Here is a 25,623-nt window from a genome sequence, read left to right as displayed (position 1 = left end):
GGCCGGAAGACTTCACGGCCCGCGACAGGTACGTTCTCGACCGTGCCCGTTCCTCATCAGACCGTGAGGCGATCTCTGCTGGTCTCCTCCGCCGCCTTGCTGTCCGTCTCGCTCACGGCCCCGGCCGCCCTGGCGGCCCCCGGCCCCTCGACCGGTCCGTCGGCCACACCACCGGCACAGATGTCGACGGTGGGGGGTGTCCGCCTCGGCCAGGCGGGCACCCAGGTCGACCTGGCGGGCGGCGCACCCGTGCTGCCCAAGGACCTGACCGCGCGCTCCTGGATCGTCGCCGACGCCGAGACCGGCGACGTGCTCGCCGCCCACAACGCGCACTGGCGGCTGCCCCCGGCGAGCACGCTGAAGATGCTGTTCGCCGACACCGTGCTGCCGAAGTTCCCCGCCGCGACGAAGCACAAGGTGGTGCCGTCGGACCTGGCGGGCGTCGGCGCCGGATCCAGCGTGGTCCCGGTGACGGAGGGCCGGACCTACACGGTCCGCGACCTGTGGCTGGGCGTCTTCCTGCGCTCCGGCAACGACGCCGTGCACGTGCTGTCCGCGATGAACGGCGGCATAGCCGAGACCGTCCGGGACATGCAGACGCACGCCGACGATCTGCAGGCCCTCGACACGACCGTGGTCAGCCCCGACGGCTACGACCAGCCGGAACAGGTGTCGTCGGCGTACGACCTGACGCTCATCGCCCGCTCCGGGCTGCAGAAGAAGGACTTCCGCGCGTACTGCTCCACGGTCCGGGCGCGGATCCCGGTCGGCACGACGAAGGAGAAGGGCAGGACGGTCGAGCGGACCACGGAGATCCAGAACACCAACCGGCTGCTCAGCGGTGACACCGACGTCCCCGTCTACCAGGGGATCGCGGGCGTGAAGAACGGCAACACCACCAACGCGGGCGCCACCTTCACCGGTGTCGCGGAGCGCAACGGCAGGGTGCTGCTGGTCACCGTCATGAACCCGGCGAAGAACGCGCACAACGAGGTCTACAAGGAGAGTTCGAAGCTCCTCGACTGGGGCTTCGCGGCGGCCGGGAAGGCGCAGCCGGTGGGCGAGCTGGTGCCGCCGAGGAGCGCGCAGGCGACGGCCTCGCCCAGCGACGGACCGAGCACGGCGCCGGGTGCCACGTCACCCGCCGACGGCAAGGGCGCCGGTGCGCCGGGCGGCGGGGCCTCGACCGAACCGGTGGCCGCCGCCACGGACCGTTCGAGTGGCGTCGGGACCGCGCTGGCGATCGCCGGCGGGGCGCTGGTCGTGCTGGCCGGCGGGGTGTTCCTGGTCAATCGCCGATGGCCGCTGCCGGATCTGGTGCGCCGTCGGACGTCCCGTTCCTGACCTCGGCCCCGTCGCTCTGCGTCGCCGTCCAGGCGGCGCAGAACAGCACGAGTTTCGCGGTGAGGTTGATCCACAGCAGCAGCGCCACGGGCACCCCGAAGGCCCCGTACATGCTCTTGGTCGCGACGCCCTGGATGTAGCCGCTGAGCAGCAGCTTGAGGAGTTCGAAGCCGACCGCGCCGATCAGTGCGGCGACGATCAGCCGGCGGCGCGGCGGCTCGACCCCGGGCAGCAGGGTGAGGACGTAGAGCAGTACCAGGAAGTCGGCGAGCACGGCGACGGCGAACGCGGCGACGCGCAGCAGGAGGCTGCCCCAGCTCGCCCGGTCCAGGCCGAGCTGGTCGGAGATCCAGCCGACCAGCGCGGAGGCCACGGTCGAGATGGCGATGGTCGCGAGCAGGGCACCGCCGAGGCCGACGAGGACCCCCGCGTCGACGGCCTTGCGCAGGACGGGGTTCTCCGTGGCCTCGGCCCGTTCCCACACCGCCCGCAGGCAGTCGCGCATCTGGCCGACCCAGCCGATGCCGGTGAACAGCAGGACGGCACCGGCGATGAGTCCGACGGTGCCCGCGTTCTGCACCAGGGCGTTGATGTCCAGTTGGCTGGAGATGCCCGGGACCTGTTCGGCGATCTTCTTCTGGAGCTGTGTCTGCTGCGCCGTGCTCAGGGTGGCCGCGGCGATCGACGCGGCCACGGTCAGCAGCGGGAACAGCGCGATGAAGCTGATGAACGTCATCGCGGCGGCCAGCCGGGTCCACTTCACCCGGTCCAGGCGCTCGTACGCCCGCCAGGCGTGCGTGGCGGTCAGCCAGGTGACGAGCGGGCCGATCCCGGGGAGCCTCTTCAGCCAGTCCATGATCCGACTCTGCCCTCCGCGGGGAACACCAATGTCCGGGTACCCCAGAAGCGCAGGATCGTGGCGAGGCCCATGCCGATGCCGGCGCCGGAGACGGTGTCGGCGTACTGCGAGGTCAGGCCGAGGCCGTAGTGGCTGACGGCGATGCACAGGAGCTGGACGAGGGCGCCGGCGAGGTTCACGGCGACGAAGACGGCGTACGGGCGCACGCCCCTGGGCTGCGCGTGGCGGTAGGTGCCGTGCGCGTTGCCCAGGTAGGCGACCGTGCAGCCCGCCGTGAAGGCCAGGGTCTTCGCGGTGAGCGGGTCGAGGCCGGCGGGGCCGCGCAGCCAGGTGAAGAGGGCCAGGTCGGTGGCGTAGGCGAGGAGCCCGGCGATGGCGAAGCCCACCAGCTCGCGTCGGGCGGCAGTCACCAGTTCGCCACCGCCAGCCCGTACATGGCGAGCCAGGCCAGCCCGATCAGGGCCAGCGCGCGGTCGTGCAGGACGACGTCCTCGGGCTCGCCGGCGGTGCCTCGGTCGGCGAAGACGGCGTACCTGAGGATCCCGAGGATGAAGGCGACCATCGACAGCTGCCGCCAGGGCAGCACGCCCGCGTGCGGGCCGCCGCCCTCCTCCAGGGCCCACATGCAGTACGCGAGGACGGCGACGCCCGCGGCCAGTTGCCAGACGAAGCGCAGGTATCCGGTCGTGTACTCGGTGAGCAACGCGCGCGTGGCGCCCGCTTTTCCGGCCGTCTGGAGGGCTTCCGAGTAGCGCTTGGCCGACACCATGAACAGCGCCCCGAACCCGGTGGTGATCAGGAACCAGCGGGACAGCGGGATGCCGAGCGCGACCCCGCCGATCATCGCGCGCATCACGAAACCGATGGTGACGACGGCGAGATCGGCGACCAGGACGTGCTTGAGGCTGACGCAGTACGCCAGTTGCAGCACGACGTACGCGGTCAGCAGGGCCGCGACGAGCGGCGAGGTCAGCCAGGCGGCGGCGGTCGGCGCGAGGACGGCCAGGACGGCTCCGGCGGCGTAGGCGAGGGGCACCGGGACCTGGCCCGCGGCGACCGGGCGGCGGCACTTGGTGGGGTGGGCGCGGTCCGCCTGGGCGTCCCGGGCGTCGTTGATCAGGTAGACGGCGGCGGCGCAGGCGGTGAACAGGACGAAGACGAGGGCGACCTGGGTGAGCGCGTGCCGGGAGAAGATCTGCCCGGCGGCGGCCGGGGCGGCGGCGACGAGGCTGTTCTTCACCCACTGCTTGGGCCGGGTGGTCCGCAGCAGGCCGCCCAGGACGGTGCCCTTGGCCGGGGGCGCGGCCGACGCGGCGGAGTTCCGGCGCCGCTCCGGCAGCCCGGCCTCGCCGGCGTGCACGCCGTCCGTGAGGGGCGCTGTCTCAGTCATGGCCGCACCCGGTCATCCAGCGCGCGCCGAGCCGTGCGGTGAGCGCGCCCAGGGCCGCGCCGGCGGCGACGTCGGAGGGGTAGTGCACGCCGGCCACCAGACGGGACAGGCACATGGCGGCGGCCAGCGGCGGGAACCCGGGGGCGCCCAGCGCCCCGAACGCCACCGCGGCGGCCGTCGCCGAGGCGGCGTGCGAACTCGGGAAGGAGTACCGGCCGACGGTGCGGACCAGCGGCTCGACGTGCCCCGGGCGTGCTCGGCGCACCAGGCGTTTGACGCCCGTGCTGGTGAGGTGGGCGCCCGCGACGAGTGCCGTCGCGCGCAGCCAGGAACCGCGCCGCGCGCCGTCCGCGGCGGCCGCGGTCAGCCCGGCGGCGAGCCACAGCGCGCCGTGCTCACCGGCCAGCGACAGGCCGCGTGCGGCGGACGCGACGCGCGGATCGGCACCGCAGCCGCGGAGTGCGGAAAGGATCCGGTGGTCCATGTCGTCCATGTGGTCCATGTCGTCCATGTGGACCCACTGTTCACCCCCGCACCGCCAGACTTACGGCAATATTGAGCGACATCCCATTAATCACCCATTTCGGGGAGAGATTGGATGTTTCTTAATTAATCGCCCACATAGGGGCGATACGGTCACCGGCATGTCTGGAGCCATGGTTTCCGTCACCGGCTGGGGCCGCACCGCCCCCACCTCAGCCCGGCTGGTCCGCCCGCGGACGTACGAGGAGGCCGTGGCCGCCGTCCGCGGCTGCGGGGCCCGCGGCGGCATCGCGCGGGGCCTGGGCCGGGCCTACGGGGACGCGGCGCAGAACGCCGGCGGGGCCGTGCTCGACATGACCGGCCTCGACCGCATCCACGCCATCGACGCCGACGGCGGCACCGTGCTGTGCGACGCGGGCGTGTCCCTGCACCGGCTGATGGAGGTGCTGCTGCCGCTCGGCTGGTTCGTACCGGTGACGCCCGGCACCCGCCAGGTGACGGTCGGCGGGGCGATCGGCGCCGACATCCACGGCAAGAACCACCACGTCTCCGGCTCCTTCGCACGCCATGTGCTCGCGCTGGAACTGCTCACCGCCGACGGCGAGATCCGCGCGGTCGGCCGCGGCACGCCCCTGTTCGACGCGACCACCGGCGGCATGGGCCTGACCGGCGTGATCCTGACCGCCACCGTGCGGCTGCTGCCGGTGGAGACCTCGTACATGTCGGTCGACACCGAACGCGCCACCGACCTCGACGACCTGATGGCCCGGCTGACCGCCACCGACCACCGCTACCGCTACTCGGTCGCCTGGATCGACCTGCTGGCCCGCGGCACGGCCACCGGCCGCGCGGTCCTCACCCGCGGCGACCACGCGCCCCTGGACGCGCTGAACACGGGCACGCGCGCGTGGCGGCGCCCGCTGTCCTTCCGCCCCCGGCAGCTCCCGCCCGCCCCGCCCCTCGTCCCGGAGGGCCTGCTCGGCCGCACCAGCGTGGGCCTGTTCAACGAGATCTGGTACCGCCGGGCGCCACGCACGCGTACCGGCGAACTCCAGCGGATCCCCGCCTTCTTCCACCCCCTGGACGGCGTGCCGCACTGGAACCGGATCTACGGCCGCGGCGGCTTCGTCCAGTACCAGTTCGTCGTCGGACACGGCCAGGAGGAGGCCCTGCACCGGATCGTGCGCCGCATCTCCGCCCGCCGCTGCCCGTCCTTCCTGGCCGTCCTCAAGCGCTTCGGGGAGGCGGACCCCGGCTGGCTCTCCTTCCCGGTGCCCGGCTGGACGCTCGCCCTGGACGTCCCCGCGGGCCTGCCCCGGCTCGGCGCCTTCCTCGACGAACTGGACGAGGAGGTCGCCGCCGCGGGCGGCCGTGTCTACCTCGCCAAGGACTCCCGGCTCCGCCCCGACCTGCTCGCCCCGATGTACCCCCGGCTCGCCGACTTCCGGGCCCTGCGCGCGGAGATCGACCCGCGCGGGGTGTTCGTCTCGGACCTCGCCCGCCGCCTCGGCCTGTAAAGCCCCTGAAGTCCCCCTCCCTTGGAAGTCCCCCTCCCTTGGAGCTGTCGTGAAGGACGCCTTCGGCCTCCCCCAGTCCCTGCTCGTCCTCGGTGGTACGTCGGAGATCGCCCTGGCCACCACGCGCCGGCTGATCGCCCGCCGCACCCGCACCGTGTGGCTCGCGGGCCGCCCCTCGCCCACCCTGGACAAGGCCGCCGAGGAACTGCGCGGCCTCGGGGCGGACGTCCGCACCGTCGCCTTCGACGCGCTCGAACCCGAATCGCACGAGGCGGTGCTCGGCAAGGTCTTCGCCGAGGGCGACGTCGACATGGTGCTGCTCGCCTTCGGGATCCTCGGCGACCAGGCCCGCGACGAACGCGAGCCGGTGAGCGCGGTCCGGGTCGCCCAGACCAACTACACCGGCGCGGTCTCGGCCGGCCTGATCGCGGCCTCCGCGCTCCAGACGCAGGGCCACGGCTCCCTGGTCGTCCTCTCCTCGGTGGCCGGCGAGCGGGCCCGCCGCTCCAACTTCATCTACGGTTCCAGCAAGGCGGGCCTGGACGCCTTCGCCCAGGGCCTCGGCGACGCACTGCACGGCACGGGCGTGCACGTCATGGTCGTACGCCCCGGATTCGTACGGTCCCGGATGACGGCCGGCCTCGACGAGGCCCCTCTCGCCACCACGCCGCAGGCCGTGGCCACGGCCATCGAACTGGGCCTGCGGCGCCGAGCGGAAACCATCTGGGTACCAGGCCCCCTCCGCCTGCTCATGACAGCCCTACGCCACACCCCAAGAGCACTGTTCCGCCGCCTCCCGATCTGACGCCCTCAAAGGACCACAAGGAACTGCGCGCGCGACCAGCCCCACCGACCCGCACCCGAACACCCACCACCCACCCCACACCCAGGGACGCGGGGAACTGCGCGACCAGCCCCCACCAACCCGCACCCGAACACCCACAGCTCACCCCCACACCCAGGGGCGCGGGGAACTGCGCGACCAGCCCCCACCAACCCGCAGCCAAACGACCGCCAGCTCCCATAGGGGCGCGGGGAACTACGCAAACCACCCCCACCCACCCGCACCCAAACGCCCCCGCCACAACCCCCGGCCCCGCGAGAAACCCCCACCTACCCCCAGCCGAACAACAATCCCCTCACGCCCCACCCAGCGGAGCGCTCATCGCGCGGCCCGCCTGCGGCGGCACCAACGCCCCTCCGAAGGCGAACTCCCGCAACTTGCGCCACACCCCGTCGGGCCCCTGCTCGTAGAGCGCGAACCCGGTGCACGGCCACTCGGCCTCGAACCCGGCCAGCTCCCGGAAGGCACGGTCCATCGCCGCGTCCTCGATACCGTGCGCCACCGTGACGTGCGGGTGGTACGGAAACTGCAACTCGCGCGCGAGCGGACCGGAACCGTCACGCACCCGCGTCTGCAACCAGGTGCAGGTCTCCGCTCCCTGCACGACCTGCACATAGACCACCGGCGACAGCGGCCGGAAGGTCCCCGTGCCGGACAGCCGCATCGGGAACGGCCGGCCGGCCGCGGCGACCTCGGTCAGATGGGCCTCGACGGCCGGCAGCGCGGAGGCGTCGACCTCCGTCGGCGGCAGCAGCGTGACGTGCGTGGGGATGCCGTGAGCCGCGGCGTCGCCGAAGCCCGCGCGCCGCTCCTGGAGCAGGCTGCCGTGAGGCTCCGGGACCGCGATCGACACGCCGATCGTTACGGTCCCCACGTCGTCTCCTGTCGTCGTCTGACGTCGTCTGTCGTCGGCCGGGCCGGATCGCCGGTTCCGCACTCGGCCGTCCGGCTATCGACTCTAAGGCCACAGCCGAGTCATGGGCAGGCGCAGCCGAAGTGATGTGCGGCGCCCTGCCCGATGCCCGTGTGTGCGGTGGTGCGCCTCAGTGCTTGGCGGGCAGGAATCCCACCCGGTCGTACGCGCGGGCCAGCGTCTCCGCGGCGACGGCACGCGCCTTCTCGGCGCCCTTGGCGAGGATCGAGTCGAGCGTCTCGGGATCGTCCAGGTACTGCTGGGTGCGCTCCCGGAACGGCGTCACGAATTCGACCATGACCTCGGCGAGATCCGTCTTGAGCGCCCCGTAGCCCTTGCCCTCGTACTTCGCCTCCAGCTCGGACACCGCCGTCCCGGTGAGCGTCGAGTAGATCGTGAGCAGATTGCTCACGCCCGGCTTGTTCTCGGCGTCGTAGCGGATGACGGTGTCGGTGTCGGTGACCGCGCTCCTGACCTTCTTGGCGGTGGTCGCCGGCTCGTCGAGGAGGTTGATGAGGCCCTTCGGCGTGGAGGCCGACTTGCTCATCTTGGCGGACGGGTCCTGGAGGTCGTAGATCTTCGCCGTCTCCTTGAGGATGTACGGCTTCGGCACGGTGAACGTCGCCCCGAACCGGCCGTTGAAACGCTCGGCGAGGTCGCGGGTCAGCTCGACGTGCTGGCGCTGGTCCTCGCCGACCGGGACCTCGTTGGCCTGGTAGAGCAGGATGTCGGCGACCTGGAGGATCGGGTACGTGAACAGGCCGACGGAGGCGCGGTCGGCGCCCTGCTTGGCGGACTTGTCCTTGAACTGGGTCATGCGGGACGCCTCGCCGAAGCCGGTGAGGCAGTTCATGACCCAGGCGAGCTGGGCGTGCTCCGGGACATGGCTCTGGACGAACAGTGTGCAGCGCTCCGGGTCGAGGCCGGCCGCGAGGAGCTGGGCGGCGGCGAGCCGGGTGTTGGCGCGCAGTTCCTTCGGGTCCTGCGGGACCGTGATCGCGTGCAGGTCGACGACCATGTAGAACGCGTCGTGGGACTCCTGCAGGGCCACCCACTGGCGGACGGCGCCGAGATAGTTGCCGAGGTGGAACGAGCCCGCGGTGGGCTGGATCCCGGAGAGCACACGGGGACTGTCAGAGGCCATGTTCACCATTCTCTCAGGTGTCGGGCCTCGATCCCGACCTGGCCGGAAACGGGCGGGAACCGATTCGGCTCGTGCGGTGTATCAAGAGCGTGAGGACGCGGGAGGGGGGCCGCATCGTCGATGAGGCCGCGGTGATCGCACGCGTACGCGCCGGAGAGCCGGAGGCGTACGCGGAGCTGGTGCGAGCCCATACGGGCATCGCCCTGCGGGCGGCCGCGGCGCTCGGGGCGGGTGCGGACGCGGAGGACGTGGTGCAGCAGGCATTCGTCAAGGCGTACTGCGCGCTGGGCCGTTTCAAGGACGGCGCAGCGTTCAAGCCCTGGCTGCTGTCGATCGTCGCCAATGAGACGAGGAACACAGTGCGGACGGCGGCGCGGCAGCGCACACTCGCCGGCCGGGAGGCCGCCTTCGCGGAGGCCGAGCCGCTGATACCGGAGGCGGCGGACCCGGCGGTCGCCACGCTCCACACGGAGCGTCGCACGGCCCTGCTGGCCGCCCTGGACCGGCTGAGTGAAGAGCACCGCCTGGTCGTCACCTACCGCTATCTCCTGGAGATGGACGAATCGGAGACGGCGCAGGCCCTCGGCTGGCCCCGGGGGACGGTGAAGTCCCGCCTGAACCGCGCCCTGGGGAAGCTGGGGCTGCTGCTGCCGGAATTCCAGCCCAGGGAAGGGGGTGACGGGCGTGACTGAGTCGTACGACGGCGAGGACGGACGAGCCTCCAGAGGCGCCGGGGGCCGGGGCTCACGCCGTCCGGGCGGCGACCGGGGGCCGCGGGGGCGGAGCCGCGGACGGTCCGGTGGCTCCGCCGCCGCCCGGCTGCCGGAGGAGCTGCGGGCGCTCGGCCGGTCACTGGGCGCACCCGGGGCAGACGGGCCCGACGGCGCCGCGGGTCCGATCGGCGCGGAGACGATGGCCGAGCGGGTGCTCGGGCAGCTCCTGGCCGAGCGGGTGCCGGTCCCGGTGGCCGAGCCGCCGGGCCTCCGTGAGCGGCTGCGCGCCGTCCGGCGCTGGACGCGGCTGCGGTGGCGTTCTCTGACGGCGACGCTGTGCGGTCTGCTGGCGGTGCTCGCGCTCACTCCCCCGGTGCGCGCCGCGGTCCACGACTGGTTCGGCTTCGGCGGGATCGAGGTGCGCTACGACCCCTCGGCGGTGCCCTCCCCCGGCGCCGAGGTGCCCGGCTGCGGCCGCTCGCTGACCCTCGCGCAGGCGAGCCGGCGGGCCGGGTTCGAACCGCTCGTGCCGGACGCCCTCGGGGTGCCGGACGCGGTGACCGTGACCGATGAGCCGCGCGGCCGGCTCCTGCTGAGCATGTGCTGGCAGGAGCGGGGCGGCACGGTCCGGCTCGACGAGTTCCCGGCGAGCCTGGACCCCGGCTTCGTCAAGACCGTGCGGGAGGCGCCGGAGTGGATCGAGCTGCACCGGGCACAGGCGCCGGACGGCATCCCCGACTTCGCCCTGTGGTTCCCGCAGCCGCATCTGCTGGGGTTCTGGCTGGTGGACGCGGACGGCGACCGCTACCGGCAGCAGGTGCGCACGGCGGGTCCGACCCTGCTGTGGACCCACCCGGCACAGCCGAGCACGGGGGCCGGGGGCGGGGGCGGCGCAGGGTCCGGCGGTGAGGGAGCCGGTGGGCCCTCGGGCGGGGAGGTGACCCTGCGGCTGGAGGGCGTGGATACACGGACGAGGGCGGTGCGGATCGCGAAGTCCCTCACCGCGCTGTCCCAGTCGGCCGGCCGCCCGGCCTGAGCGGCCCCGCGGATCCGGGCAGTCCGGTGACGCCACGGACAAGTCCTCGAAAAAGTGGGTGCGGGAAGGGAACCCGGGCGGGCCGGGCGGTGTACCAGAAGTGACACGTGGCCCGCCGACGGGCCACACGGATTCGTCCGACTGGGGGATCGCATGGCGAAAGGCAAGGCTCGTGAACTGATGGCATGGGGCGGGGTGTTGGCTGCCTTGCTCGGGCTGCTGTTATGGGGTGCGCCGTCCGCGGTGGCCGGCGGCCCGACCAGCGTGCTGGTGGCCTCACCCCAGAGCGAAGAGGCCACCGCGCGGTACTACTCGGACGAGGAGTACGAGCAACTCCAGGCTCTGCTCGGCCCGGAGAACAAGGGCTCGCGCACCATGCCACCGGAGGCGACCCTGTCCTCCGCCCGGCAGATCAATGTGACCTGGCTGGCGCACGACATATCGCCCTGGCGAGTGGACCGGGTCTTCCCCCTCGACTCACCCTCGCAGGAGATCTGGATCCACACGGCGGCGAACCTGCCCACTTCGGGCAACGGCTACTGGCACCAGGCCGAGCAGCCCACCCAACTGCGTTCCTTACTCGGGGAGTTGGGGGTGATGGGCAAGAGCACCGGCCAAGCAGGCTACAGCGGCATCTTCCCGTCCCCATGGCAGTCGTCGGACACCCCTGACCCATCGGTGCAGGAAGACCAGACCACCACGACGGTGTCGATCAGCACCGGACCCGAGGACGACGGCACCGACTGGTGGTGGGCGATACCAGGCGCGGCGGCGGGAGCGGCGCTCGCACTCGTGCTGCGCCGCTTCCTGCCCCGGCTGGCGCCCGCGGCCCTGCGGCGTGGCAGCCGAGAGCCGGGGCCGCGACAGGAGCTGCGGGACATGTGAGAGCCCAAGGGAACCGCGGAGCCCTGCGGGCCACCGGCTCCGGGCCACCTGGCCCCGGCCGGGTGTCAGCCGAGGTCGACCTCCGGGTACAGCGGGAACCCGGCCACGAGGTCGGAGGCCCGCTGCGAGATCTCGTCCGCGATCTTCGGGTCGAGGACGTGCTGCGCCCTGGACGTCGTGCCCTTGCTGGTGGTGCCGGGCTCGGCCGTGGTGAGGACGCGGCCGATGAGCGCGGCCACCTCGTCCATCTCGGCGGTACCCAGGCCACGCGTGGTCAGGGCCGGGGTGCCGATGCGGATACCGGAGGTGTACCAGGCGCCGTTGGGGTCGGCCGGGATCGCGTTGCGGTTGGTGACGATGCCGGACTCCAACAGTGCGGCCTCGGCCTGCCGGCCGGTGAGGCCATAGGAGGTGGCGACATCGATCAGATTGAGGTGGTTGTCGGTTCCGCCGGTGACCAGGGTGGCGCCCCGGCTCATCAGGCCCTCCGCCAGAGCCCGGGAGTTGTCGACGATCCGCTGGGCGTAGTCCTGGAAGGACGGCTGCCGGGCCTCGGCGAGGGCGACGGCCTTGGCGGCCATGACATGCGGAAGAGGGCCGCCGAGCACCATCGGGCAGCCGCGGTCGACCTGGTCCTTGAGCGAGTCGTCGCACAGGACCATGCCGCCGCGCGGGCCACGCAGCGACTTGTGGGTGGTGGTGGTGACGATCTGGGCGTGCGGAACCGGATCGAAGTCGCCGGTGAGGACCTTGCCGGCGACGAGACCGGCGAAGTGCGCCATGTCGACCATGAGCGTGGCACCGACCTCGTCGGCGATCTCACGCATGATCCGGAAGTTCACGAGACGGGGGTAGGCGGAGTAGCCGGCGACGATGATCAGCGGCTTGAACTCGCGGGCGGAGGCACGCAGCGCCTCGTAGTCGATGAGGCCGGTCGCCGGGTCGGTGCCGTAGGAACGCTGGTCGAACATCTTGCCGGAGATGTTCGGGCGGAAACCATGGGTGAGGTGGCCACCGGCGTCCAGGGACATGCCGAGCATGCGCTGGTTGCCGAACGACTGGCGGAGTTCGGCCCAGTCGGCCTCGGAGAGGTCGTTGACCTGCCGGACACCGGCCTTCTCCAGCGCGGGCGCCTCCACACGCTGGGCGAGGACGGCCCAGAAGGCGACGAGGTTGGCGTCGATACCGGAGTGCGGCTGGACATAGGCGTGGCGGGCGCCGAAGAGTTCCCTGGCGTGCTCGGCGGCGATCGACTCCACGGTGTCGACGTTGCGGCAGCCGGCGTAGAAGCGGCGGCCGATGGTGCCCTCGGCGTACTTGTCGCTGAACCAGTTGCCCATCGCGAGAAGGGTGGCCGGGGAGGCGTAGTTCTCGGAGGCGATCAGCTTCAGCATCTCGCGCTGGTCGGCGACCTCCTGGCCGATGGCGTCGGCCACCCTCGGCTCGACGGCGCGGATCACGTCGAGGGCGGCCCGAAAGGCAGTGGACTCGGCGGAGAGGGACGAGGAGAGGGGGGCGGGGGACTGCTCTGGCATGAGGACCTCCGGACGGTGTGCGTACAGCGTTCACGGTTCGGCCCAGGCGCACGGCACTCGGTCTCGCTGAGGCCGCTCCCCGATGGTCCATCCCATCCCAGCGCGCCAGTCACGGCCCGCGGCCAGCCTACCGGGCGCGCAGGACGGGGAAGCGGGGCGGTGGTCGCATGTCGGGGACGCCTGCGGGTCCCTCCCGCGCGCGAGGATGGGAAGAGGATAGGAAAAGGGGGGGACGAATCCGACTCGCTGGCCACAGGAGTTCCCGTGAACGCTACGGAGACGCTCATCGCCGCCGCCGACGCCCACAGCGCGCACAACTACCACCCGCTGCCGGTGGTCGTGGCCACCGCGGACGGGGCCTGGATGACGGATGTGGAGGGCCGGCGCTATCTCGATCTGCTCGCCGGCTACTCCGCACTGAACTTCGGGCACGGCCATCCGCGTCTGGTGGCGGCGGTCAGGGCTCAGTTGGAACGGGTGACGCTGACGTCACGGGCGTTCCATCACGACCGGTTCGCGGCGTTCTGCGCGGAGCTGGCCGAGCTGTGCGGCATGGAGCTGGTGCTGCCGATGAACACGGGCGTGGAGGCGGTGGAGACCGCGGTGAAGACAGCCCGGAAGTGGGGCTACCGGGTGAAGGGGGTGCCCGCGGAGATGGCGAAGATCGTGGTCGCCGGGGGCAACTTCCACGGCCGTACGACGACGGTCATCAGCTTCTCCACCGACCCTCAGGCGCGGGCGGACTTCGGGCCGTACACGCCGGGCTTCGAGATCGTGCCGTACGGGGACCTGACCGCGATGCGGTCGGCGCTCACCGAGAACACGGTCGCGGTGCTGCTGGAGCCGATCCAGGGCGAGGCGGGCGTGATCGTGCCGCCGGCCGGTTATCTGCCGGCGGTGCGGGAGCTGACCCGGGAGCGGAACGTGCTGTTCGTGGCGGACGAGATCCAGTCGGGACTCGGCCGGACCGGACGGACCTTCGCGTGCGAGCACGAAGGGGTCGTACCGGATGTGTATCTGCTGGGGAAGGCGCTGGGCGGCGGAATCCTGCCGGTGTCCGCGGTCGTGTCGGGTGCGGAGGTGCTCGGGGTGTTCCGGCCGGGTGAGCACGGGTCGACGTTCGGCGGGAATCCGCTGGCCTGTGCCGTGGCGCTGGAGGTGATCGCGATGCTGCGGTCGGGCGAGTACCAGGCGCGCGCGGCGGAGCTGGGCGAACATCTGCACCGTGAGCTGGGCGCGCTGCTCGGCACCGGCGCGGTGACGGCGGTGCGCGGGCGCGGCCTGTGGGCCGGCGTGGACGTCACGCCGACGCTCGGCACGGGGCGGCGGATCTCGGAGCGGCTGATGGAGCGTGGGGTCCTGGTGAAGGACACACACGGCTCGACGATCCGGATCGCGCCGCCGCTGGTGATCGAGAAGGAGGATCTGGACTGGGGGCTCGATCAACTGCGGGCGGTGCTGGCTGCCTAGGTCGGTCGCGGCGCCGATGGCGGGAGCGACGGTGCCGGAGCGGGCCGCCCACGCTGCCCACGCCCGCCTCGCGCGCTCTCGCGCTCCAGTGACCGGGCCGATCCGGACCGGCTGCCGCCCGAGCCCCCGTGCCCCCGTTCTCCGGGCTCCGGGCTCCCGTGCTCCCGCCGCCCGTGCCCCCTCGGCCTCCCAGGGCAGTACGTCCAGGCTCCGCATCTAGGGCTGCGCCGTCCCGGCCTCTTTCCTCTGGGGCTGTTCGGTCAGGGACTGCTCCGCCGGGGCCTCTCCGAAGCGGGCCAGGGCCAGGGCGCCCGCCACCGCCACCGCGAAGCCCACGACCGCCGGCCAGGCCATGCCTTCGCGGGTGCGGTCGCCGAGCCACACCACGCCCACGGCCGCCGGGCCGATCGTCTCCCCGATCACCATTCCGGCGGTGGCCGTCGTCACCGAGCCGCGCTGGAGGGCCGAGGTGAGCAGCAGAAACGCGGCGCCCCCGCCGATCAGCAGGGCGTAGGTGGCCGGGTTGGTGAACAGGGCCGTCGGCGTGAGGCCGTCGATCAGCCGTACCGCCACCTCCACCACCCCGAACCCGCACCCCGCCCCCAGCCCGAGCAGCAGCGCCCGGTTCCGCCCCCGCAGCCGTCCGCCGACCGCCCCGACCAGCAGCACCCCCAGGGCCACCGCGGGCATCGCGTACTTCAGCGCCGCCGAGCCGCTGCTATGGCCCTCCGGCCCGGAGGCCAGCCCCAGCATCGCGAGCCCGGCGCACACCACCGCCACCGCGCCCCACTCCACCCCGCTCAGCCGCACCCGCAGCAGGTGCGCCGCGACCACGGCGGTCACCGCCAGACTCGCCGCCAGCGCCGCGGCGACCGCGTAGATCGGGAGCGACCGGAGCGCCGCGATCTGGAGCAGGAACCCGAGCCCGTCCAGCCCCAGCCCGGCCAGATACCGCCACTGCCGCAGCGCCCGCAGCAACAGCGCCGTGCCACCGCCCCCGCCGACGTCCGCCGCCTCCCGGGCGGCCATCGCCTGCAACACGGTCGCCGTACCGAAGCAGACCGCCGCGCCCAGGGCGCACACCATTCCGAAGAGCACAATGCGACTGTAGGGGACGGGAGGGCCCGGGGCCCGGCCCCGGGCAGGCTCACACCGGACTCTCGCCCCCACTCGCCCGCTCACCGGCGCCCCGCTCACCCACGCCGGGATTCGTCCCCGAACCAAGCCGCAAGGGGATCATCCACGGACCAAGCCCCTTGGGGATCACCCCCGGCCAAGCCGCGAGGGGACCGTCGTCCCCGGACCAAGCCCTTGGGGGATCACCCCCGTACCAAGCCCGGCAGAGTGGTTACGGCAGTACGCGGCACAGGGCCTCCAGGGCTGCCGTCCAGGCGTGGTCCGGTGGGGTTCCGTAGCCGACGACCAGGGCGTCCAGGGGGGCGGTGTCGGCGTGTCCGTGGCGGTACGTGGTCAGGCCGTGCAGGCCGAGACCCTGCCAGGCAGCGGCCTGGACCACCGACCGTTCGGTGCCGGGCGGCAGGCGCAGGACCGCGTGCAGACCGGCCGCGATGCCCGTGACATGGACCTCGGGCGCGCGGGCGGTGAGAGCCGCCACGAGGGCGTCCCGGCGGTGCCGGTAGCGCAGGCGGGCGGAGCGCACCTGACGGTCGTAGGCGCCGGAGGTGAGGAACTCGGCCAGGGTGAGCTGGTCCAGTACCCCGCAGCCGTCGCTGTTGCCCTTGGCGGCGGCGCACTCCTCGACGAGGGACGGCGGCAGCACCATCCAGCCCAGCCGCAGACCGGGGGCGAGGGACTTGCTGGCGGTGCCGAGGTAGACGACGTGGTCGGGGTCCAGGCCCTGGAGCGCGCCGACCGGCTGACGGTCGTAGCGGAACTCGCCGTCGTAGTCGTCCTCCAGGACCAGGCCGCCGGTGCGCCGCGCCCAGTCCACCACGGCGGCCCGCCGGTCGGGGTGCAGGGCCGTGCCCATCGGGAACTGGTGGGCGGGCGTGAGCAGCACGGCACCCGCGTCCGGTATGGCACGGGTGTCGGTGGCCCGTTCGTCGTAGGGCAGCGGGGGGATGGCCAGGCCGGCGTCGGTCAGCAGGTCCCAGTGGACGGACAGGCCGTACGACTCGACGGCGACCGTGCGGGCGCCGCGGGCCCGCAGCACCTTGGCGAGGATCTGGAGGCCGTGCACGAAACCGGCGCACACCACGATGTTCCCGGGATCGGCGCGCACGCCCCGGGAACGGGCGAGGTAGCCGGCGAGGGCGGTGCGCAGTTCCGGACGGCCACGCGGGTCGCCGTAACCGAGGGCGTCGTTGGGGGCGGCGGTGAGGGCGCGGCGGGCGGCCTTGAGCCATTCGGTGCGCGGGAAGGCGGCGAGGTCGGGGGTGCCGGGCGTCAGGTTGTGGGTCGGCCGGCCGCGGACGCGGCGGCGGGGTGCCGGGGCGGCCTCGCCGACGACGGCCGGTATCCCCGTGGCCACCCGGGTGCCCGAGCCCTGCCGGGCGGTGAGCCAGCCCTCGGCGACGAGGTCGGCGTAGGCGTCGGCGACGGTGTTGCGGGCGATGCCGAGGTCGGTGGCGAGGGTGCGGGAGGAGGGCAGCCGGGTGCCGGGGGCGAGGCGGCCGGTGCGGACCGCGTCCCGCAGCGCGTCGGTGAGGCCCCGCCGCCGACCGCCCGACCCGGTCGGTTCCAGATGCAGGTCGATGCCCAAAGTGGCCCAGGATTCCGCCATGGAAATGGACCATACTCCTGGGCTGCCTGGCTTCTAGTGTCGAAGTCATGACCACACAGGACGACGTTCAGTACGCACCCGAGTTGACCCCCCGCCTGCGCATGGCCGAACTGGCGCCGGAGGTGTACAAGGCGATGATCCGGCTGGACACCGCGGCCAAGAAGGGCCTGGACCCGAAGCTGTACGAGCTGGTGAAGATCCGTGCCTCGCAGATCAACCACTGCGCGTTCTGCCTCGACATGCACACCAAGGACGCCCTCGCGGCCGGCGAGAGCGTCGAGCGGATCGTGCAGCTGAGCGCGTGGGAGGAGTCGCGGCACTTCTACACGGAGAAGGAGCTGGCGGCGATCGAGCTGACCGAGGCGATCACGGTCCTCACCGACGGCTTCGTACCCGACGAGGTGTACGAGAAGGCGGCGAAGCTGTTCGAGGAGGCTGAGCTGGCACAGCTGATCGCCGCGATCACGGTGATCAACGCCTGGAACCGGTTCGGCGTGACCACCCGGACGACGCCGGGCCACTACCAGCCGGGCCAGCACCCGTGACCCGTACGCAGGTGCTGGACCGCTCGGTCGCCGAGGCCCTGTCGGCGCTCTCCGGGGCGGCCGAACGGGGACTGGGCGACCCGGTCCTGGCGGAGCTGGTGATGATCCGCGCCTCGCAGCTCAACCACTGCGCGTTCCGCCTGGACATGCATCTCGCGCCGGCCCGGAAGAACGGCGTGTCCGAGAATCGGTTGCAGTTGCTCAACGCCCGGGAAGAGGCCGAGGACCACTACAGCGAGCGGGAGCGGGCCGCACTGGCGTTCACCGAGGCGGTGACCGCCCTCACCGCGAGCGCCTCCCGCACGGCGTCCGGGCGGGACTTCGTGCCGGACGCGGTGTACGAGCGGGCCGCCAAGCACTTCGACGAGACCGAACTCGCCCACCTCGTCGGGCTGATCACGGCGATCAACAGCTGGAACCGGCTGATGGTCAGTGTCCGGGTCGCGCCCGGTGGGTACCGGCCGTGAGCGGGGCGGGGGCAGGACACATGAGGAATCTTGATCTGCTCGGCGAACTGCCGGTGGTGCGGAAGGTGGAGGTCTTCCGCTCACTGCATCTGCGGCGGTCGCCGGGTGATCCTCTGGTCCTGCCGGGACCGTGGGACGCGGCGAGCGCCCGGGCCCTTGCGGAGGCCGGGTTCCCGGCGCTGGCCACGCCCAGTGCGGGGATCGCCGCCTCTCTCGGGTACGCGGACGGGCAGACTCCGGCGGACGAGATGTTCGCCGCGGTGGCCCGGATCGCCGGCGCGGTGGACGTGCCGGTGTCGGCGGACGCCGAGAGCGGCTACGGGCTCGCGCCGAAGGAGCTGGTGGAGCGGCTGCTGGAGGCGGGGGCCGTGGGCTGCAACCTGGAGGACTCCGTGGCGGGCGCCCTCAGGGACCCGCACGAGCAGGCCGACTGGCTCGCCGCGGTGCGTTCGGCCGCCGGTGACGAACTGTTCGTCAACGCGCGCGTGGACACCTTCCTGCGTGGCGTCATGGATCCCGACGCGGCCATCGAGCGGGGCGCGGCGTATGTCGCGGCCGGAGCCGACTGCGTCTATCCGATCATGGCCCCGGCACAGCTGATCCCGCGGCTGCGGTCCGGGATCCAGGGCCCGCTCAATGTGCTCGGCCGGCTCGACGGGGACGGCCCGCCGCCCGCGGAACTCAGCCGGCTCGGGGCCACCCGGATCACGTTCGGTCCGGGCCTGCACCACTCGGCGGACGCGGCGCTGCGGCGCATCGCGGGCGGACTCGTGCGGTGAGCGGGCAGGGGGCGGGCGCTCCGATGCCCCCTGCCCGCCAAGGCACACAAGGCACGCAAGGCCAGGTGCGCTCACCCGGGCGCCTTCGCCCATCCGCAGGCACCCCTGCCCCTGCCCCTTGCCCTTGCCCTTGCCCTTGCCCTTGCCCTTGCCCTTGCCCTTGCCCTTGCCCGCAGGATGGACCGTCGAGGCTTCCTTGACTAAAGTCAAAGAGCTATGGAGCCTGAGCCCGTTGCCGACGAAGACGTGGCGGCTTTCCGCCGGTTCAACCGGTACTTCACGCGCCGGATCGGCGTCCTCGACGACCGCTACCTCGGCCAGAACCGCCCGCTCGGCGAGGCCCGTCTGCTCTTCGAGATCGGCGACGGGGTCCCGCTGCGCGAACTGCGCACCCGGCTGGGCCTGGACGCCGGCTATCTGAGCCGGATGGCGCGGGCACTGGAGACGCAGGGCATGGTCCGCGTCGGCGTCCCGCCGCACGACACCCGGCTGCGGACGGTCGAGCCGACCCCGGCCGGGCGCGTCGAGGTCGAGGAGCAGAACCGGCGCGCCGACGCGCTCGCCGCCGGTCTGCTCCGGTCCCTCACCCCGGACCAGCGCGCCGAGCTGACCGGCGCCCTGGCCACCGCCCAGCGTCTGCTGCGGCTCGCGGGGATCACCGTGCGGGTCGTCGACGGCGCCTCGGCCGACGCCCGCGCCTGCCTGGACGCGTACGCAGCCGACATCGACGAGCGCTTCCCCGAGGGCTTCGACAAGTCCGACCTGGTGGGCCCCCACGAGGTGTCGGGCGCGGCCGGTGCCTTCCTGGTCGCCTACGAGGAGGGGCGGCCGGTGGGCTGCGGGGCGCTGCGGCGGCTGGCTCCGGGCGTCGGCGAACTCCGGCACGTGTGGGTGCACGCGGACGCCCGCCGCCTCGGGCTGGCCCGGCGGCTGCTGGCCGGTCTGGAGGACGAGGCACGGGCCCGCGGACTGGACGTCGTACGGCTGGACACGCACCGCACGCTCACCGAGGCGCAGGCGATGTACCGGGCGTGCGGGTACACGGAGATCCCGGCGTACGTCGACCACGTCTACGCCCATCACTGGTTCGAGAAGCGGCTGACACGGTCGGCCGCGGGACCGGACCCGGACTTGGTTCCGGCCCCGCACCCGGACCCGGTTCCCGACAGGGACGTGGGCGCGTAGCGGGGGACGGAGACATACGCGGGCCCCGCTCCGAGGTGGCAGGAGCGGGGCCCGGGTAGCTCGTGGCCCAGGGAGCACCGGGTGCCCGAAGATCCGGAGGCCCCGGAGGCCCGGGAGCGGATCAGTGAGACCCGGACAGCCCCGGGGAGCGGATCAGATGAGGCCCAGGGAGCGGACCGCCTCGCGCTCCTCCTCCAGCTCCTTGACGGAGGCGTCGATACGGGCGCGGGAGAACTCGTTGATCTCCAGGCCCTGGACGATCTCGTACCGGCCGTCCTTGACGGTGACCGGGAAGGAGGAGATCAGGCCCTCCGCAACGCCGTAGGAGCCGTCCGACGGGATGCCCATGGAGGTCCAGTTGCCCTCGGCGGTGCCGTTGACCCAGGTGTGGACGTGGTCGATGGCGGCGTTGGCGGCGGAGGCCGCGGAGGACGCGCCGCGCGCCTCGATGATCGCCGCGCCGCGCTTGGCGACGGTCGGGATGAACTCGTCGGCCAGCCACTTCTCGTCGTCGACGACCTCGGCCGCGTTCTTGCCGGCGATGGTGGCGTGGAAGATGTCCGGGTACTGGGTGGCGGAGTGGTTGCCCCAGATGGTCAGCCGCTTGATGTCGGCGACCGTCGAACCCGTCTTCTTCGCCAGCTGGGTCAGGGCGCGGTTGTGGTCGAGGCGGGTCATCGCGGTGAACCGCTCGGCCGGTACGTCCGGGGCGGCGGACTGCGCGATGAGCGCGTTGGTGTTGGCCGGGTTGCCGACCACCAGGACCCTGATGTCGTCCGCGGCGTGGTCGTTGATGGCCTTGCCCTGCGGCTTGAAGATGCCGCCGTTGGCCTCCAGGAGGTCACCGCGCTCCATGCCCTTGGTGCGCGGCCGGGCGCCCACGAGGAGGGCGACGTTGGTGCCGTCGAAGGCGACGTTCGGGTCGTCCGTGATGTCGATGCCCGCCAGGAGCGGGAACGCGCAGTCGTCCAGCTCCATGGCCGTGCCCTCGGCCGCCTTCAGCGCCGGGGTGATCTCCAGGAGGCGCAGCTTGACCGGCACGTCCGCGCCGAGCAGCTGGCCGGAGGCGATGCGGAAGAGCAGGGCGTAACCGATCTGGCCGGCCGCGCCGGTGACGGTGACGTTCACGGGAGTGCGGGTCATGGCGTTCTCCGTATGACAGCTGGCGGTGGGGCGTCCCTGCCCCGGGGGTACGGGATCCCGCCCCGGCCGGTGACCGGTGCCCGCCGCGACGATCGATCACGGTTCAGTTGATCGATCTCTTGGCGTCAAGAGAGATCCAGCGGTCAGGCTATCGCGCGTCGGACCTGGCGCACCGCCCACCCCGTGTGGCCCGTCCCACAGACCCCAGGGGCCCGTCCCGCAGACCCCAGGGAGAGGCGGCCGCCCGTCCGGGAGAGGAGAGACAAGGGCGGCCGCCGTTCGGGGATACCGGATTCCGGACTCCCGTGGGGGTACGGTTCGCGTTCCCACGTTGCCGCCAACCATGCACACCGCGCGGAATTTCATCAGAACGGGGCACGCCTGCACCGCACGCCGCCCCGCCGTTCGTCCCTCGCAGCATGGCTCCCCCGTACGTCCCCCACCGCACTTCCCTCCCGTACGCCACCCCCGTACCCCCTCACCCCTCACGCCTCGCGTTCGCGTACGCCCTTCACCCCGTGCGCCCATCCGCCCGACCCTGCCCAACTCCCGCCCCGCTCCCCGGTGTTCCTAACGCGTGCACCCCGTCCGTCCGTTCGACAGCGTCGCGCACGCCTTCGCCCCGGTGGCGTTCGGTACGGCCACCATCGGGGTGTACGCGAGGGTGTCGCCGGCCTCCGTGACCGTGCCGGTGCGGCCGGCGGTGGCGCCGACGGTGAGGCGGACCTCGTCACCCGGTCCCGCGCCGGTGATCCGCCCCCAGACCGCGCCGCAGGTCCTGCTGTAGCGGACTTCGACGGTGACGGTACCGACGGTGGCGGTCCGGGCAGTGGTCACCAGGTCGCCGCCGCACCCCATGGCCTCGGCGTCCTTGCCCGTGCAGTCACCGCCGACGCACTTGACCCCGGCGGGCAGGCCGGCGGCGGTGCTCGTGGACGGGGCGGGCGACTTGGCCGTGCCCTCGTCGTTCTTCTTGTCGCCGCCCCTGCCGGTCAGCAGGAGGAAACCGGCGATGACGAGGAGCACACCCACGAACCCGGCAAGGAACATCGCCGTCTGCCGCCTGCCGCCCCGGCCCCCGGAGGCGGCGCCCGGGTCCACTCCCCGCGGCGGCGCGCCGTACCGGCCAGGAGCCGCCGGTGTCCGGCCGGAGGCGGGCGGCGGCGTGTACGACCGTGCCGTCCTGCCGCCGGCCCGCGCGGGGCCCTGACGCCCGGCGGCTTCCCGGGAGTTGCCGCCCGTGCCGGGGCGCCGCCGGGCGCCCGCCCGCGCATCGGCGTCGGGTGCGGTCGGCTGGGGCGGGATCGTCGGGGACACGCCGGTGGGGCCCGCGATGCCGGGTGCCGCCCTCGCGCCGGCGCTCCGGCGTGTGGTTCTGCCCGCGCTCCCGGCGCCGGCCGACGGCGCGCCGAACTCCCCCAGTGCGGCGCGCGCTTGGGTGATGCGTATCGCCTCCATGGTCAGGTCGTGCCGCATCTCGGAACGGCTCCAGGCGCGTTCGGCCAGTTCCCACATGGTGGTGAGGTGGATGGGATGGGTGCCGGTGACCTCCGCGAGCGCGACGATCGCGCCCTTCGGTGCGAGGAGCCGGCCGTTGAGGTAACGCTCCCAGGACGTCTTGCTGTAGCCCGTGCGGTCGGCCAGCGCCGCGATGCTCAGCTCCGCGCGGTCCACGAGCCGCCGTAATTGGCCGGTGAACTCCTTGACCTGCGGATCGAGTTGGTCGGGCAGGGCTTTCCAACGAGGCATGGGTTCCCCCTCTTCCCCCGGTCGGTGCTGTCGTGTGCCCGGTGTCGCCCGGTGTCGGGTCCCCGTCGCCCTCCCCGCAGTTCCCCCCGCGGGGGGCGCCCCGTCGCCGGTCCCGGTTCTGGCTACCCACAGGGATGCGTTCGCCACGGACCGCAGTTCCGCGGGCGAGGGCGCACAGGAGCATCGAGCCGGCCGGTCACACACCACCGCACGCCGCAGACCACGCGCCGCACGCCACAGACCACGCGCCGCGCTGCGCACGCCACACTCCGCACGACGTATCCGGCGGGCCCGTCTTCCCGCAGGGCCCGCGGACCGTGGCGGAGCGGTCACTTCCCTGACGGCGGAACGGTCACTTCCCTGACACAGCGTGCGGACAGGCATGGAACGGGCCGGGCACGGCACGGGAGGGTTGAGGAGCGACGGCGGCCCGTCCCGGCTCGGGGGAAGAGACGGGCCGCCGTCCTCGGGCGGGGCACGGACCGGACCGGCCGGCGCCGCCTACTGGTTCATCGTGAAGTGCAGCGTGTCCTTCAGGAACGGGATCTCCAGCCACGGCCTGGGCTGGGCCATCATCGCGAGCAGGACGATCGCCAGCCCCAGCACGCCGTAGGTGGCGATGTCCGTGAAGCGCGAGCGGACGGCGAGCATGCCGACGCCGGGCAGGAACCAGCGCAGTGCCGCGCCGGCCAGCAGGGCGGCGCCGACCAGCAGCATCCCGAACCGGAAGACGTCGAGTGCGGTCAGCAGCAGGCCGAGGGCGACCGTGCCCAGCACTATGAGGATCGGCCACTGGCGGGCCGGCGCCGGCAGGTCGCCGGAGGCGGCCCGGCCGCCGCCCTCGGGGCGCGCGGTGTCCCTGGTGAACAGCGGGAAGCGGCGCGTGACCCGCTTGGGGCGCCCGGCCGCGTCGGGTGCGCTGATCGCGTCGCGGACCGTCGGCTCCGTGTCGTGGTGGGTGTTCTCAGCCGGCACTGCGCTCCGCCGCCTCGACCACGTTGACGAGCAGTTGCGCACGGGTCATCGGGCCCACGCCGCCCGGGTTCGGGGAGATCCACCCGGCCACCTCGGCGACACCGGGGTGCACATCGCCGACGATCTTGCCGTCCGCGCTGCGCGAGACGCCCACGTCCAGGACCGCGGCGCCCGGCTTGACGTCCTCGGGCCGGATCAGATGGGCGGATCCGGCCGCCGCGACGATGATGTCCGCGCGCCGGAGGTGGGACGCCAGATCACGGGTGCCGGTGTGGCACTGGGTGACCGTGGCGTTCTCGCTGCGCCGGGTGAGCAGCAGCGGCATCGGCCGGCCGATGGTCACACCGCGGCCGACAACCACCACCTCGGCGCCCTTGATCTCCACGCCGTGGCGGCGCAGCAGGGTCAGCACGCCGTTGGGGGTGCAGGGCAGCGGGGCCGGCTCGTTCAGGACGAGACGGCCGAGGTTCATCGGGTGCAGGCCGTCCGCGTCCTTGTCCGGGTCCATCAGCTCCAGAATGCGGTTCTCGTCGATGCCCCTGGGCAGCGGCAGCTGGACGATGTAGCCGGTGCAGGCCGCGTCCTCGTTCAGTTCGCGGACGACCGCCTCGATCTCCTCCTGCGTCGCCGTGGCGGGCAGCTCGCGCTGGATGGAGGCGATGCCCACCTGGGCACAGTCCCGGTGTTTGCCGGCTACGTACTTCTGGCTGCCGGGATCATCCCCGACCAGGATCGTGCCGAGGCCGGGCGTGATGCCCCTCTCCTTCAGCGCCGCCACGCGGGCGGTCAGATCGGACTTGATCGCGGCTGCGGTGGCCTTGCCATCGAGAATCTGGGCGGTCATGCCCCCCATCCTCCAGGATGACCGCCCGTTGGTTCCAATCCGGGGCCGTCGGCGTCCCCTCCGTCGTGGCGGCCGGGGCCGCTTCGGTCCGGGACCGTCCGTTTCCTCCGTCTCCGGTTCGCCCAAGATCGTTGATGTTTCGCTTGCACAACGCCTGTCGTAAGTGGCTGGACAAGGGGTCTCCCAGCCATGACGATGAACGGCGCAGTACCGCGGTCCGTGTTGGGGGGCAAACCGCTCAAGTTCTGACGTTCCTCCGCGCCTGTCCGCGTCGTCCCCGCAGTGCAACGGAGGAAATCCGCCATGAGTTTCGGCTCGCCCCAGAACCCCTACGGACAGCCGCAGAATCCCCAGCAGGGTTACGGCTACCCGCAGCAGCCCGGCCAGCCCGGTCAGCCGGGACAGCCGGGTCAGCCCGGCTACGGCTACCCGCAGGCGCCGCAGGGAGTTCCGCCGCAGCAGGGTTACGGCTACCCGCAGCAGCCGGGTTACCCCCAGCAGCCGGGCTATCCGGGCGGTGTCGGCCCGCGGGTCGCGTCGATGGGCCGCCGCCTCGGCGCCCGCGTGATCGACGGTGTCGTCTTCGGCGTCGTCTACGGCATCCTGGCCGCCGCCGGCTTCGCCAGCCTCATCGGCGCGGCCAAGGACTGCGACCCCAACGCGGCCAACTACGACACCTGCATCAACAACGCCAGCTCGGACTTCGTCGCCAAGTTCGGCGCGGTGATCGGCGTGCTGGCGATCATAGGTCTGCTCTACGAGTGGCTGATGACCGCTCTGGTCGGGGCGACCGTCGGCAAGCTGGCCGTCGGCATCCGCGTGGTGAAGGTCGACACGGGCCGGAAGCCCGGCATCGGCTCGGCGCTCATCCGCTACATCATTCCGGTGATCGGCAGCTTCGTCTGCGGTATCGGGGCGCTGATCGTGTACCTCTCCCCGTTCTGGGACAAGTCGGGCCGCCAGCAGGGCTGGCACGACAAGGCCGCGAGCACGATGGTCGTACACAACAGCTGACCGGGGCGGACGCGGACCCGCGTCGGCACGCGAGATACGGCCAAGG

The 25,623-nt window shown here is 72.6% G+C and carries 25 protein-coding genes; 12 read left to right on the top strand and 13 right to left on the bottom strand.

Annotated elements, in window-relative coordinates; translation table 11 throughout:
* The first annotated feature begins 42 nt into the window (after nucleotides 1–42).
* On the top strand, nucleotides 43–1,344 hold the full coding sequence (locus ACFY2B_RS01955; RefSeq protein WP_390761171.1) for a D-alanyl-D-alanine carboxypeptidase family protein: 1,302 nt from the start codon (nucleotides 43–45) through the stop codon (nucleotides 1,342–1,344).
* On the opposite strand, the gene ACFY2B_RS01950 is transcribed toward ACFY2B_RS01955, so the two are convergent.
* The 4 genes from ACFY2B_RS01950 to ACFY2B_RS01935 are packed head-to-tail and all read right to left on the bottom strand — an operon-like array spanning nucleotide 1,289 to nucleotide 4,095.
* The gene (locus ACFY2B_RS01950) at nucleotides 1,289–2,200 is read right to left on the bottom strand and encodes a YihY/virulence factor BrkB family protein (RefSeq protein WP_390761170.1); all 912 of its coding nucleotides are present in this window, start codon (nucleotides 2,198–2,200) and stop codon (nucleotides 1,289–1,291) included. The two genes, ACFY2B_RS01955 and ACFY2B_RS01950, sit on opposite strands and share 56 nt — an antisense overlap.
* The gene (locus tag ACFY2B_RS01945) at nucleotides 2,188–2,613 is read right to left on the bottom strand and encodes a GtrA family protein (RefSeq protein ID WP_390761169.1); all 426 of its coding nucleotides are present in this window, start codon (nucleotides 2,611–2,613) and stop codon (nucleotides 2,188–2,190) included. Before ACFY2B_RS01945 ends, ACFY2B_RS01950 begins: the two co-directional genes overlap by 13 nt.
* Nucleotides 2,610–3,593 (bottom strand): decaprenyl-phosphate phosphoribosyltransferase, encoded by a 984-nt coding sequence (locus ACFY2B_RS01940; protein WP_390761168.1) that lies wholly within the window; start codon nucleotides 3,591–3,593, stop codon nucleotides 2,610–2,612. Before ACFY2B_RS01940 ends, ACFY2B_RS01945 begins: the two co-directional genes overlap by 4 nt.
* The gene (locus ACFY2B_RS01935) at nucleotides 3,586–4,095 is read right to left on the bottom strand and encodes a phosphatase PAP2 family protein (RefSeq protein WP_390761520.1); all 510 of its coding nucleotides are present in this window, start codon (nucleotides 4,093–4,095) and stop codon (nucleotides 3,586–3,588) included. Before ACFY2B_RS01935 ends, ACFY2B_RS01940 begins: the two co-directional genes overlap by 8 nt.
* A 142-nt stretch (nucleotides 4,096–4,237) precedes the next feature.
* Between ACFY2B_RS01935 and ACFY2B_RS01930 the strand changes: the two genes are divergently transcribed.
* Together ACFY2B_RS01930 and ACFY2B_RS01925 are read left to right on the top strand one after the other, a co-directional pair.
* Entirely contained in the window at nucleotides 4,238–5,593 is a 1,356-nt protein-coding gene (locus ACFY2B_RS01930) for an FAD-binding protein (RefSeq protein ID WP_390761167.1), read from the top strand.
* Nucleotides 5,594–5,642: 49 nt separating this feature from the next.
* Entirely contained in the window at nucleotides 5,643–6,398 is a 756-nt protein-coding gene (locus ACFY2B_RS01925) for a decaprenylphospho-beta-D-erythro-pentofuranosid-2-ulose 2-reductase (protein ID WP_390761166.1), read from the top strand.
* A 334-nt stretch (nucleotides 6,399–6,732) separates the two neighbouring features.
* Here the strand turns inward: ACFY2B_RS01925 and ACFY2B_RS01920 are convergent, their stop codons facing one another.
* Entirely contained in the window at nucleotides 6,733–7,311 is a 579-nt protein-coding gene (locus tag ACFY2B_RS01920; protein ID WP_376524183.1) for a 2'-5' RNA ligase family protein, read from the bottom strand.
* A 169-nt stretch (nucleotides 7,312–7,480) separates the two neighbouring features.
* On the bottom strand, nucleotides 7,481–8,494 hold the full coding sequence (gene trpS, locus ACFY2B_RS01915; protein WP_390761165.1) for a tryptophan--tRNA ligase: 1,014 nt from the start codon (nucleotides 8,492–8,494) through the stop codon (nucleotides 7,481–7,483).
* Between the two features lie 131 nt (nucleotides 8,495–8,625).
* Here trpS and ACFY2B_RS01910 point away from each other — a divergent pair, with 131 nt between their 5' ends.
* From ACFY2B_RS01910 to ACFY2B_RS01900, 3 genes are all read left to right on the top strand, one after another.
* Nucleotides 8,626–9,186 carry an RNA polymerase sigma factor gene (locus tag ACFY2B_RS01910; RefSeq protein WP_390761164.1) on the top strand — a complete coding sequence of 187 codons (561 nt, stop codon included), beginning with the start codon at nucleotides 8,626–8,628 and terminating at the stop codon, nucleotides 9,184–9,186.
* Complete coding sequence (locus ACFY2B_RS01905) at nucleotides 9,179–10,243, top strand: hypothetical protein (protein WP_390761163.1); 1,065 nt, start codon at nucleotides 9,179–9,181, stop codon at nucleotides 10,241–10,243. Before ACFY2B_RS01910 ends, ACFY2B_RS01905 begins: the two co-directional genes overlap by 8 nt.
* Before the next feature lie 153 nt (nucleotides 10,244–10,396).
* Nucleotides 10,397–11,128 (top strand): hypothetical protein, encoded by a 732-nt coding sequence (locus ACFY2B_RS01900; protein WP_390761162.1) that lies wholly within the window; start codon nucleotides 10,397–10,399, stop codon nucleotides 11,126–11,128.
* A 65-nt stretch (nucleotides 11,129–11,193) separates the two neighbouring features.
* On the opposite strand, the gene ACFY2B_RS01895 is transcribed toward ACFY2B_RS01900, so the two are convergent.
* Complete coding sequence (locus ACFY2B_RS01895; RefSeq protein ID WP_390761161.1) at nucleotides 11,194–12,663, bottom strand: glycine hydroxymethyltransferase; 1,470 nt, start codon at nucleotides 12,661–12,663, stop codon at nucleotides 11,194–11,196.
* 264 nt (nucleotides 12,664–12,927) lie between these two features.
* On the opposite strand from ACFY2B_RS01895, the gene rocD reads away from it, so the two are divergent.
* Nucleotides 12,928–14,133, top strand: a complete 1,206-nt coding sequence (rocD, locus tag ACFY2B_RS01890) for an ornithine--oxo-acid transaminase (protein ID WP_390761160.1) — start codon at nucleotides 12,928–12,930, stop codon at nucleotides 14,131–14,133.
* Nucleotides 14,134–14,349: 216 nt separating this feature from the next.
* Here the strand turns inward: rocD and ACFY2B_RS01885 are convergent, their stop codons facing one another.
* Both ACFY2B_RS01885 and ACFY2B_RS01880 read right to left on the bottom strand, forming a co-directional pair.
* Complete coding sequence (locus ACFY2B_RS01885) at nucleotides 14,350–15,219, bottom strand: DMT family transporter (protein ID WP_390761519.1); 870 nt, start codon at nucleotides 15,217–15,219, stop codon at nucleotides 14,350–14,352.
* A 262-nt stretch (nucleotides 15,220–15,481) separates the two neighbouring features.
* On the bottom strand, nucleotides 15,482–16,876 hold the full coding sequence (locus ACFY2B_RS01880) for a PLP-dependent aminotransferase family protein (RefSeq protein WP_390761159.1): 1,395 nt from the start codon (nucleotides 16,874–16,876) through the stop codon (nucleotides 15,482–15,484).
* 47 nt (nucleotides 16,877–16,923) lie between these two features.
* Between ACFY2B_RS01880 and ACFY2B_RS01875 the strand changes: the two genes are divergently transcribed.
* The 4 genes from ACFY2B_RS01875 to ACFY2B_RS01860 all read left to right on the top strand — a co-directional run bounded on the left by ACFY2B_RS01875 (nucleotide 16,924) and on the right by ACFY2B_RS01860 (nucleotide 19,852).
* Complete coding sequence (locus ACFY2B_RS01875) at nucleotides 16,924–17,421, top strand: carboxymuconolactone decarboxylase family protein (RefSeq protein WP_390761158.1); 498 nt, start codon at nucleotides 16,924–16,926, stop codon at nucleotides 17,419–17,421.
* The gene (locus ACFY2B_RS01870; RefSeq protein ID WP_390761157.1) at nucleotides 17,418–17,888 is read left to right on the top strand and encodes a carboxymuconolactone decarboxylase family protein; all 471 of its coding nucleotides are present in this window, start codon (nucleotides 17,418–17,420) and stop codon (nucleotides 17,886–17,888) included. The genes ACFY2B_RS01875 and ACFY2B_RS01870 overlap by 4 nt, the downstream gene beginning before the upstream one ends.
* Before the next feature lie 20 nt (nucleotides 17,889–17,908).
* Nucleotides 17,909–18,667: an isocitrate lyase/phosphoenolpyruvate mutase family protein gene (locus ACFY2B_RS01865; RefSeq protein ID WP_390761156.1), complete on the top strand. Its 759-nt coding sequence runs from the start codon at nucleotides 17,909–17,911 to the stop codon at nucleotides 18,665–18,667.
* A 216-nt stretch (nucleotides 18,668–18,883) separates the two neighbouring features.
* Entirely contained in the window at nucleotides 18,884–19,852 is a 969-nt protein-coding gene (locus ACFY2B_RS01860) for a GNAT family N-acetyltransferase (RefSeq protein WP_390761155.1), read from the top strand.
* 153 nt (nucleotides 19,853–20,005) lie between these two features.
* On the opposite strand, the gene ACFY2B_RS01855 is transcribed toward ACFY2B_RS01860, so the two are convergent.
* The 4 genes from ACFY2B_RS01855 to ACFY2B_RS01840 form a co-directional block, all read right to left on the bottom strand.
* Nucleotides 20,006–20,995, bottom strand: a complete 990-nt coding sequence (locus ACFY2B_RS01855) for a malate dehydrogenase (protein ID WP_390761154.1) — start codon at nucleotides 20,993–20,995, stop codon at nucleotides 20,006–20,008.
* Nucleotides 20,996–21,565: 570 nt separating this feature from the next.
* Entirely contained in the window at nucleotides 21,566–22,744 is a 1,179-nt protein-coding gene (locus ACFY2B_RS01850) for a DUF2690 domain-containing protein (RefSeq protein ID WP_390761153.1), read from the bottom strand.
* A gap of 501 nt (nucleotides 22,745–23,245) precedes the next feature.
* A complete protein-coding gene (locus tag ACFY2B_RS01845; protein ID WP_390761152.1) occupies nucleotides 23,246–23,719 on the bottom strand; it encodes a DUF3017 domain-containing protein in 474 nt (157 codons plus the stop codon).
* A complete protein-coding gene (locus ACFY2B_RS01840; RefSeq protein WP_390761151.1) occupies nucleotides 23,709–24,563 on the bottom strand; it encodes a bifunctional methylenetetrahydrofolate dehydrogenase/methenyltetrahydrofolate cyclohydrolase in 855 nt (284 codons plus the stop codon). Before ACFY2B_RS01840 ends, ACFY2B_RS01845 begins: the two co-directional genes overlap by 11 nt.
* Before the next feature lie 303 nt (nucleotides 24,564–24,866).
* Between ACFY2B_RS01840 and ACFY2B_RS01835 the strand changes: the two genes are divergently transcribed.
* Nucleotides 24,867–25,577, top strand: a complete 711-nt coding sequence (locus ACFY2B_RS01835) for an RDD family protein (RefSeq protein WP_390761150.1) — start codon at nucleotides 24,867–24,869, stop codon at nucleotides 25,575–25,577.
* Nucleotides 25,578–25,623: the final 46 nt, after the last annotated feature.

Source organism: Streptomyces sp. NPDC001270 (genome assembly GCF_042896695.1).
In the GTDB taxonomy this organism is placed as follows: domain Bacteria; phylum Actinomycetota; class Actinomycetes; order Streptomycetales; family Streptomycetaceae; genus Streptomyces.
Note: the sequence above shows the minus strand (reverse complement) of the source record. Positions and strands in the feature narration are given on the sequence as shown.

Bases quoted from the DNA above. Each gene is read 5' to 3' on its own strand.
- ACFY2B_RS01950 (WP_390761170.1), bottom strand. From the start codon at position 2,200: ATGGACTGGCTGAAGAGGCTCCCCGGGATCGGCCCGCTCGTCACCTGG.
- ACFY2B_RS01940 (WP_390761168.1), bottom strand. From the start codon at position 3,593: ATGACTGAGACAGCGCCCCTCACGGACGGCGTGCACGCCGGCGAGGCC.
- ACFY2B_RS01935 (WP_390761520.1), bottom strand. From the start codon at position 4,095: ATGGACCACATGGACGACATGGACCACCGGATCCTTTCCGCACTCCGC.
- ACFY2B_RS01930 (WP_390761167.1), top strand. From the start codon at position 4,238: ATGTCTGGAGCCATGGTTTCCGTCACCGGCTGGGGCCGCACCGCCCCC.
- trpS (WP_390761165.1), bottom strand. From the start codon at position 8,494: ATGGCCTCTGACAGTCCCCGTGTGCTCTCCGGGATCCAGCCCACCGCG.
- ACFY2B_RS01900 (WP_390761162.1), top strand. From the start codon at position 10,397: ATGGCGAAAGGCAAGGCTCGTGAACTGATGGCATGGGGCGGGGTGTTG.
- ACFY2B_RS01895 (WP_390761161.1), bottom strand. From the start codon at position 12,663: ATGCCAGAGCAGTCCCCCGCCCCCCTCTCCTCGTCCCTCTCCGCCGAG.
- ACFY2B_RS01885 (WP_390761519.1), bottom strand. From the start codon at position 15,219: ATGGTGTGCGCCCTGGGCGCGGCGGTCTGCTTCGGTACGGCGACCGTG.
- ACFY2B_RS01880 (WP_390761159.1), bottom strand. From the start codon at position 16,876: ATGGCGGAATCCTGGGCCACTTTGGGCATCGACCTGCATCTGGAACCG.
- ACFY2B_RS01875 (WP_390761158.1), top strand. From the start codon at position 16,924: ATGACCACACAGGACGACGTTCAGTACGCACCCGAGTTGACCCCCCGC.
- ACFY2B_RS01865 (WP_390761156.1), top strand. From the start codon at position 17,909: ATGAGGAATCTTGATCTGCTCGGCGAACTGCCGGTGGTGCGGAAGGTG.
- ACFY2B_RS01860 (WP_390761155.1), top strand. From the start codon at position 18,884: ATGGAGCCTGAGCCCGTTGCCGACGAAGACGTGGCGGCTTTCCGCCGG.
- ACFY2B_RS01855 (WP_390761154.1), bottom strand. From the start codon at position 20,995: ATGACCCGCACTCCCGTGAACGTCACCGTCACCGGCGCGGCCGGCCAG.
- ACFY2B_RS01850 (WP_390761153.1), bottom strand. From the start codon at position 22,744: ATGCCTCGTTGGAAAGCCCTGCCCGACCAACTCGATCCGCAGGTCAAG.
- ACFY2B_RS01840 (WP_390761151.1), bottom strand. From the start codon at position 24,563: ATGACCGCCCAGATTCTCGATGGCAAGGCCACCGCAGCCGCGATCAAG.
- ACFY2B_RS01835 (WP_390761150.1), top strand. From the start codon at position 24,867: ATGAGTTTCGGCTCGCCCCAGAACCCCTACGGACAGCCGCAGAATCCC.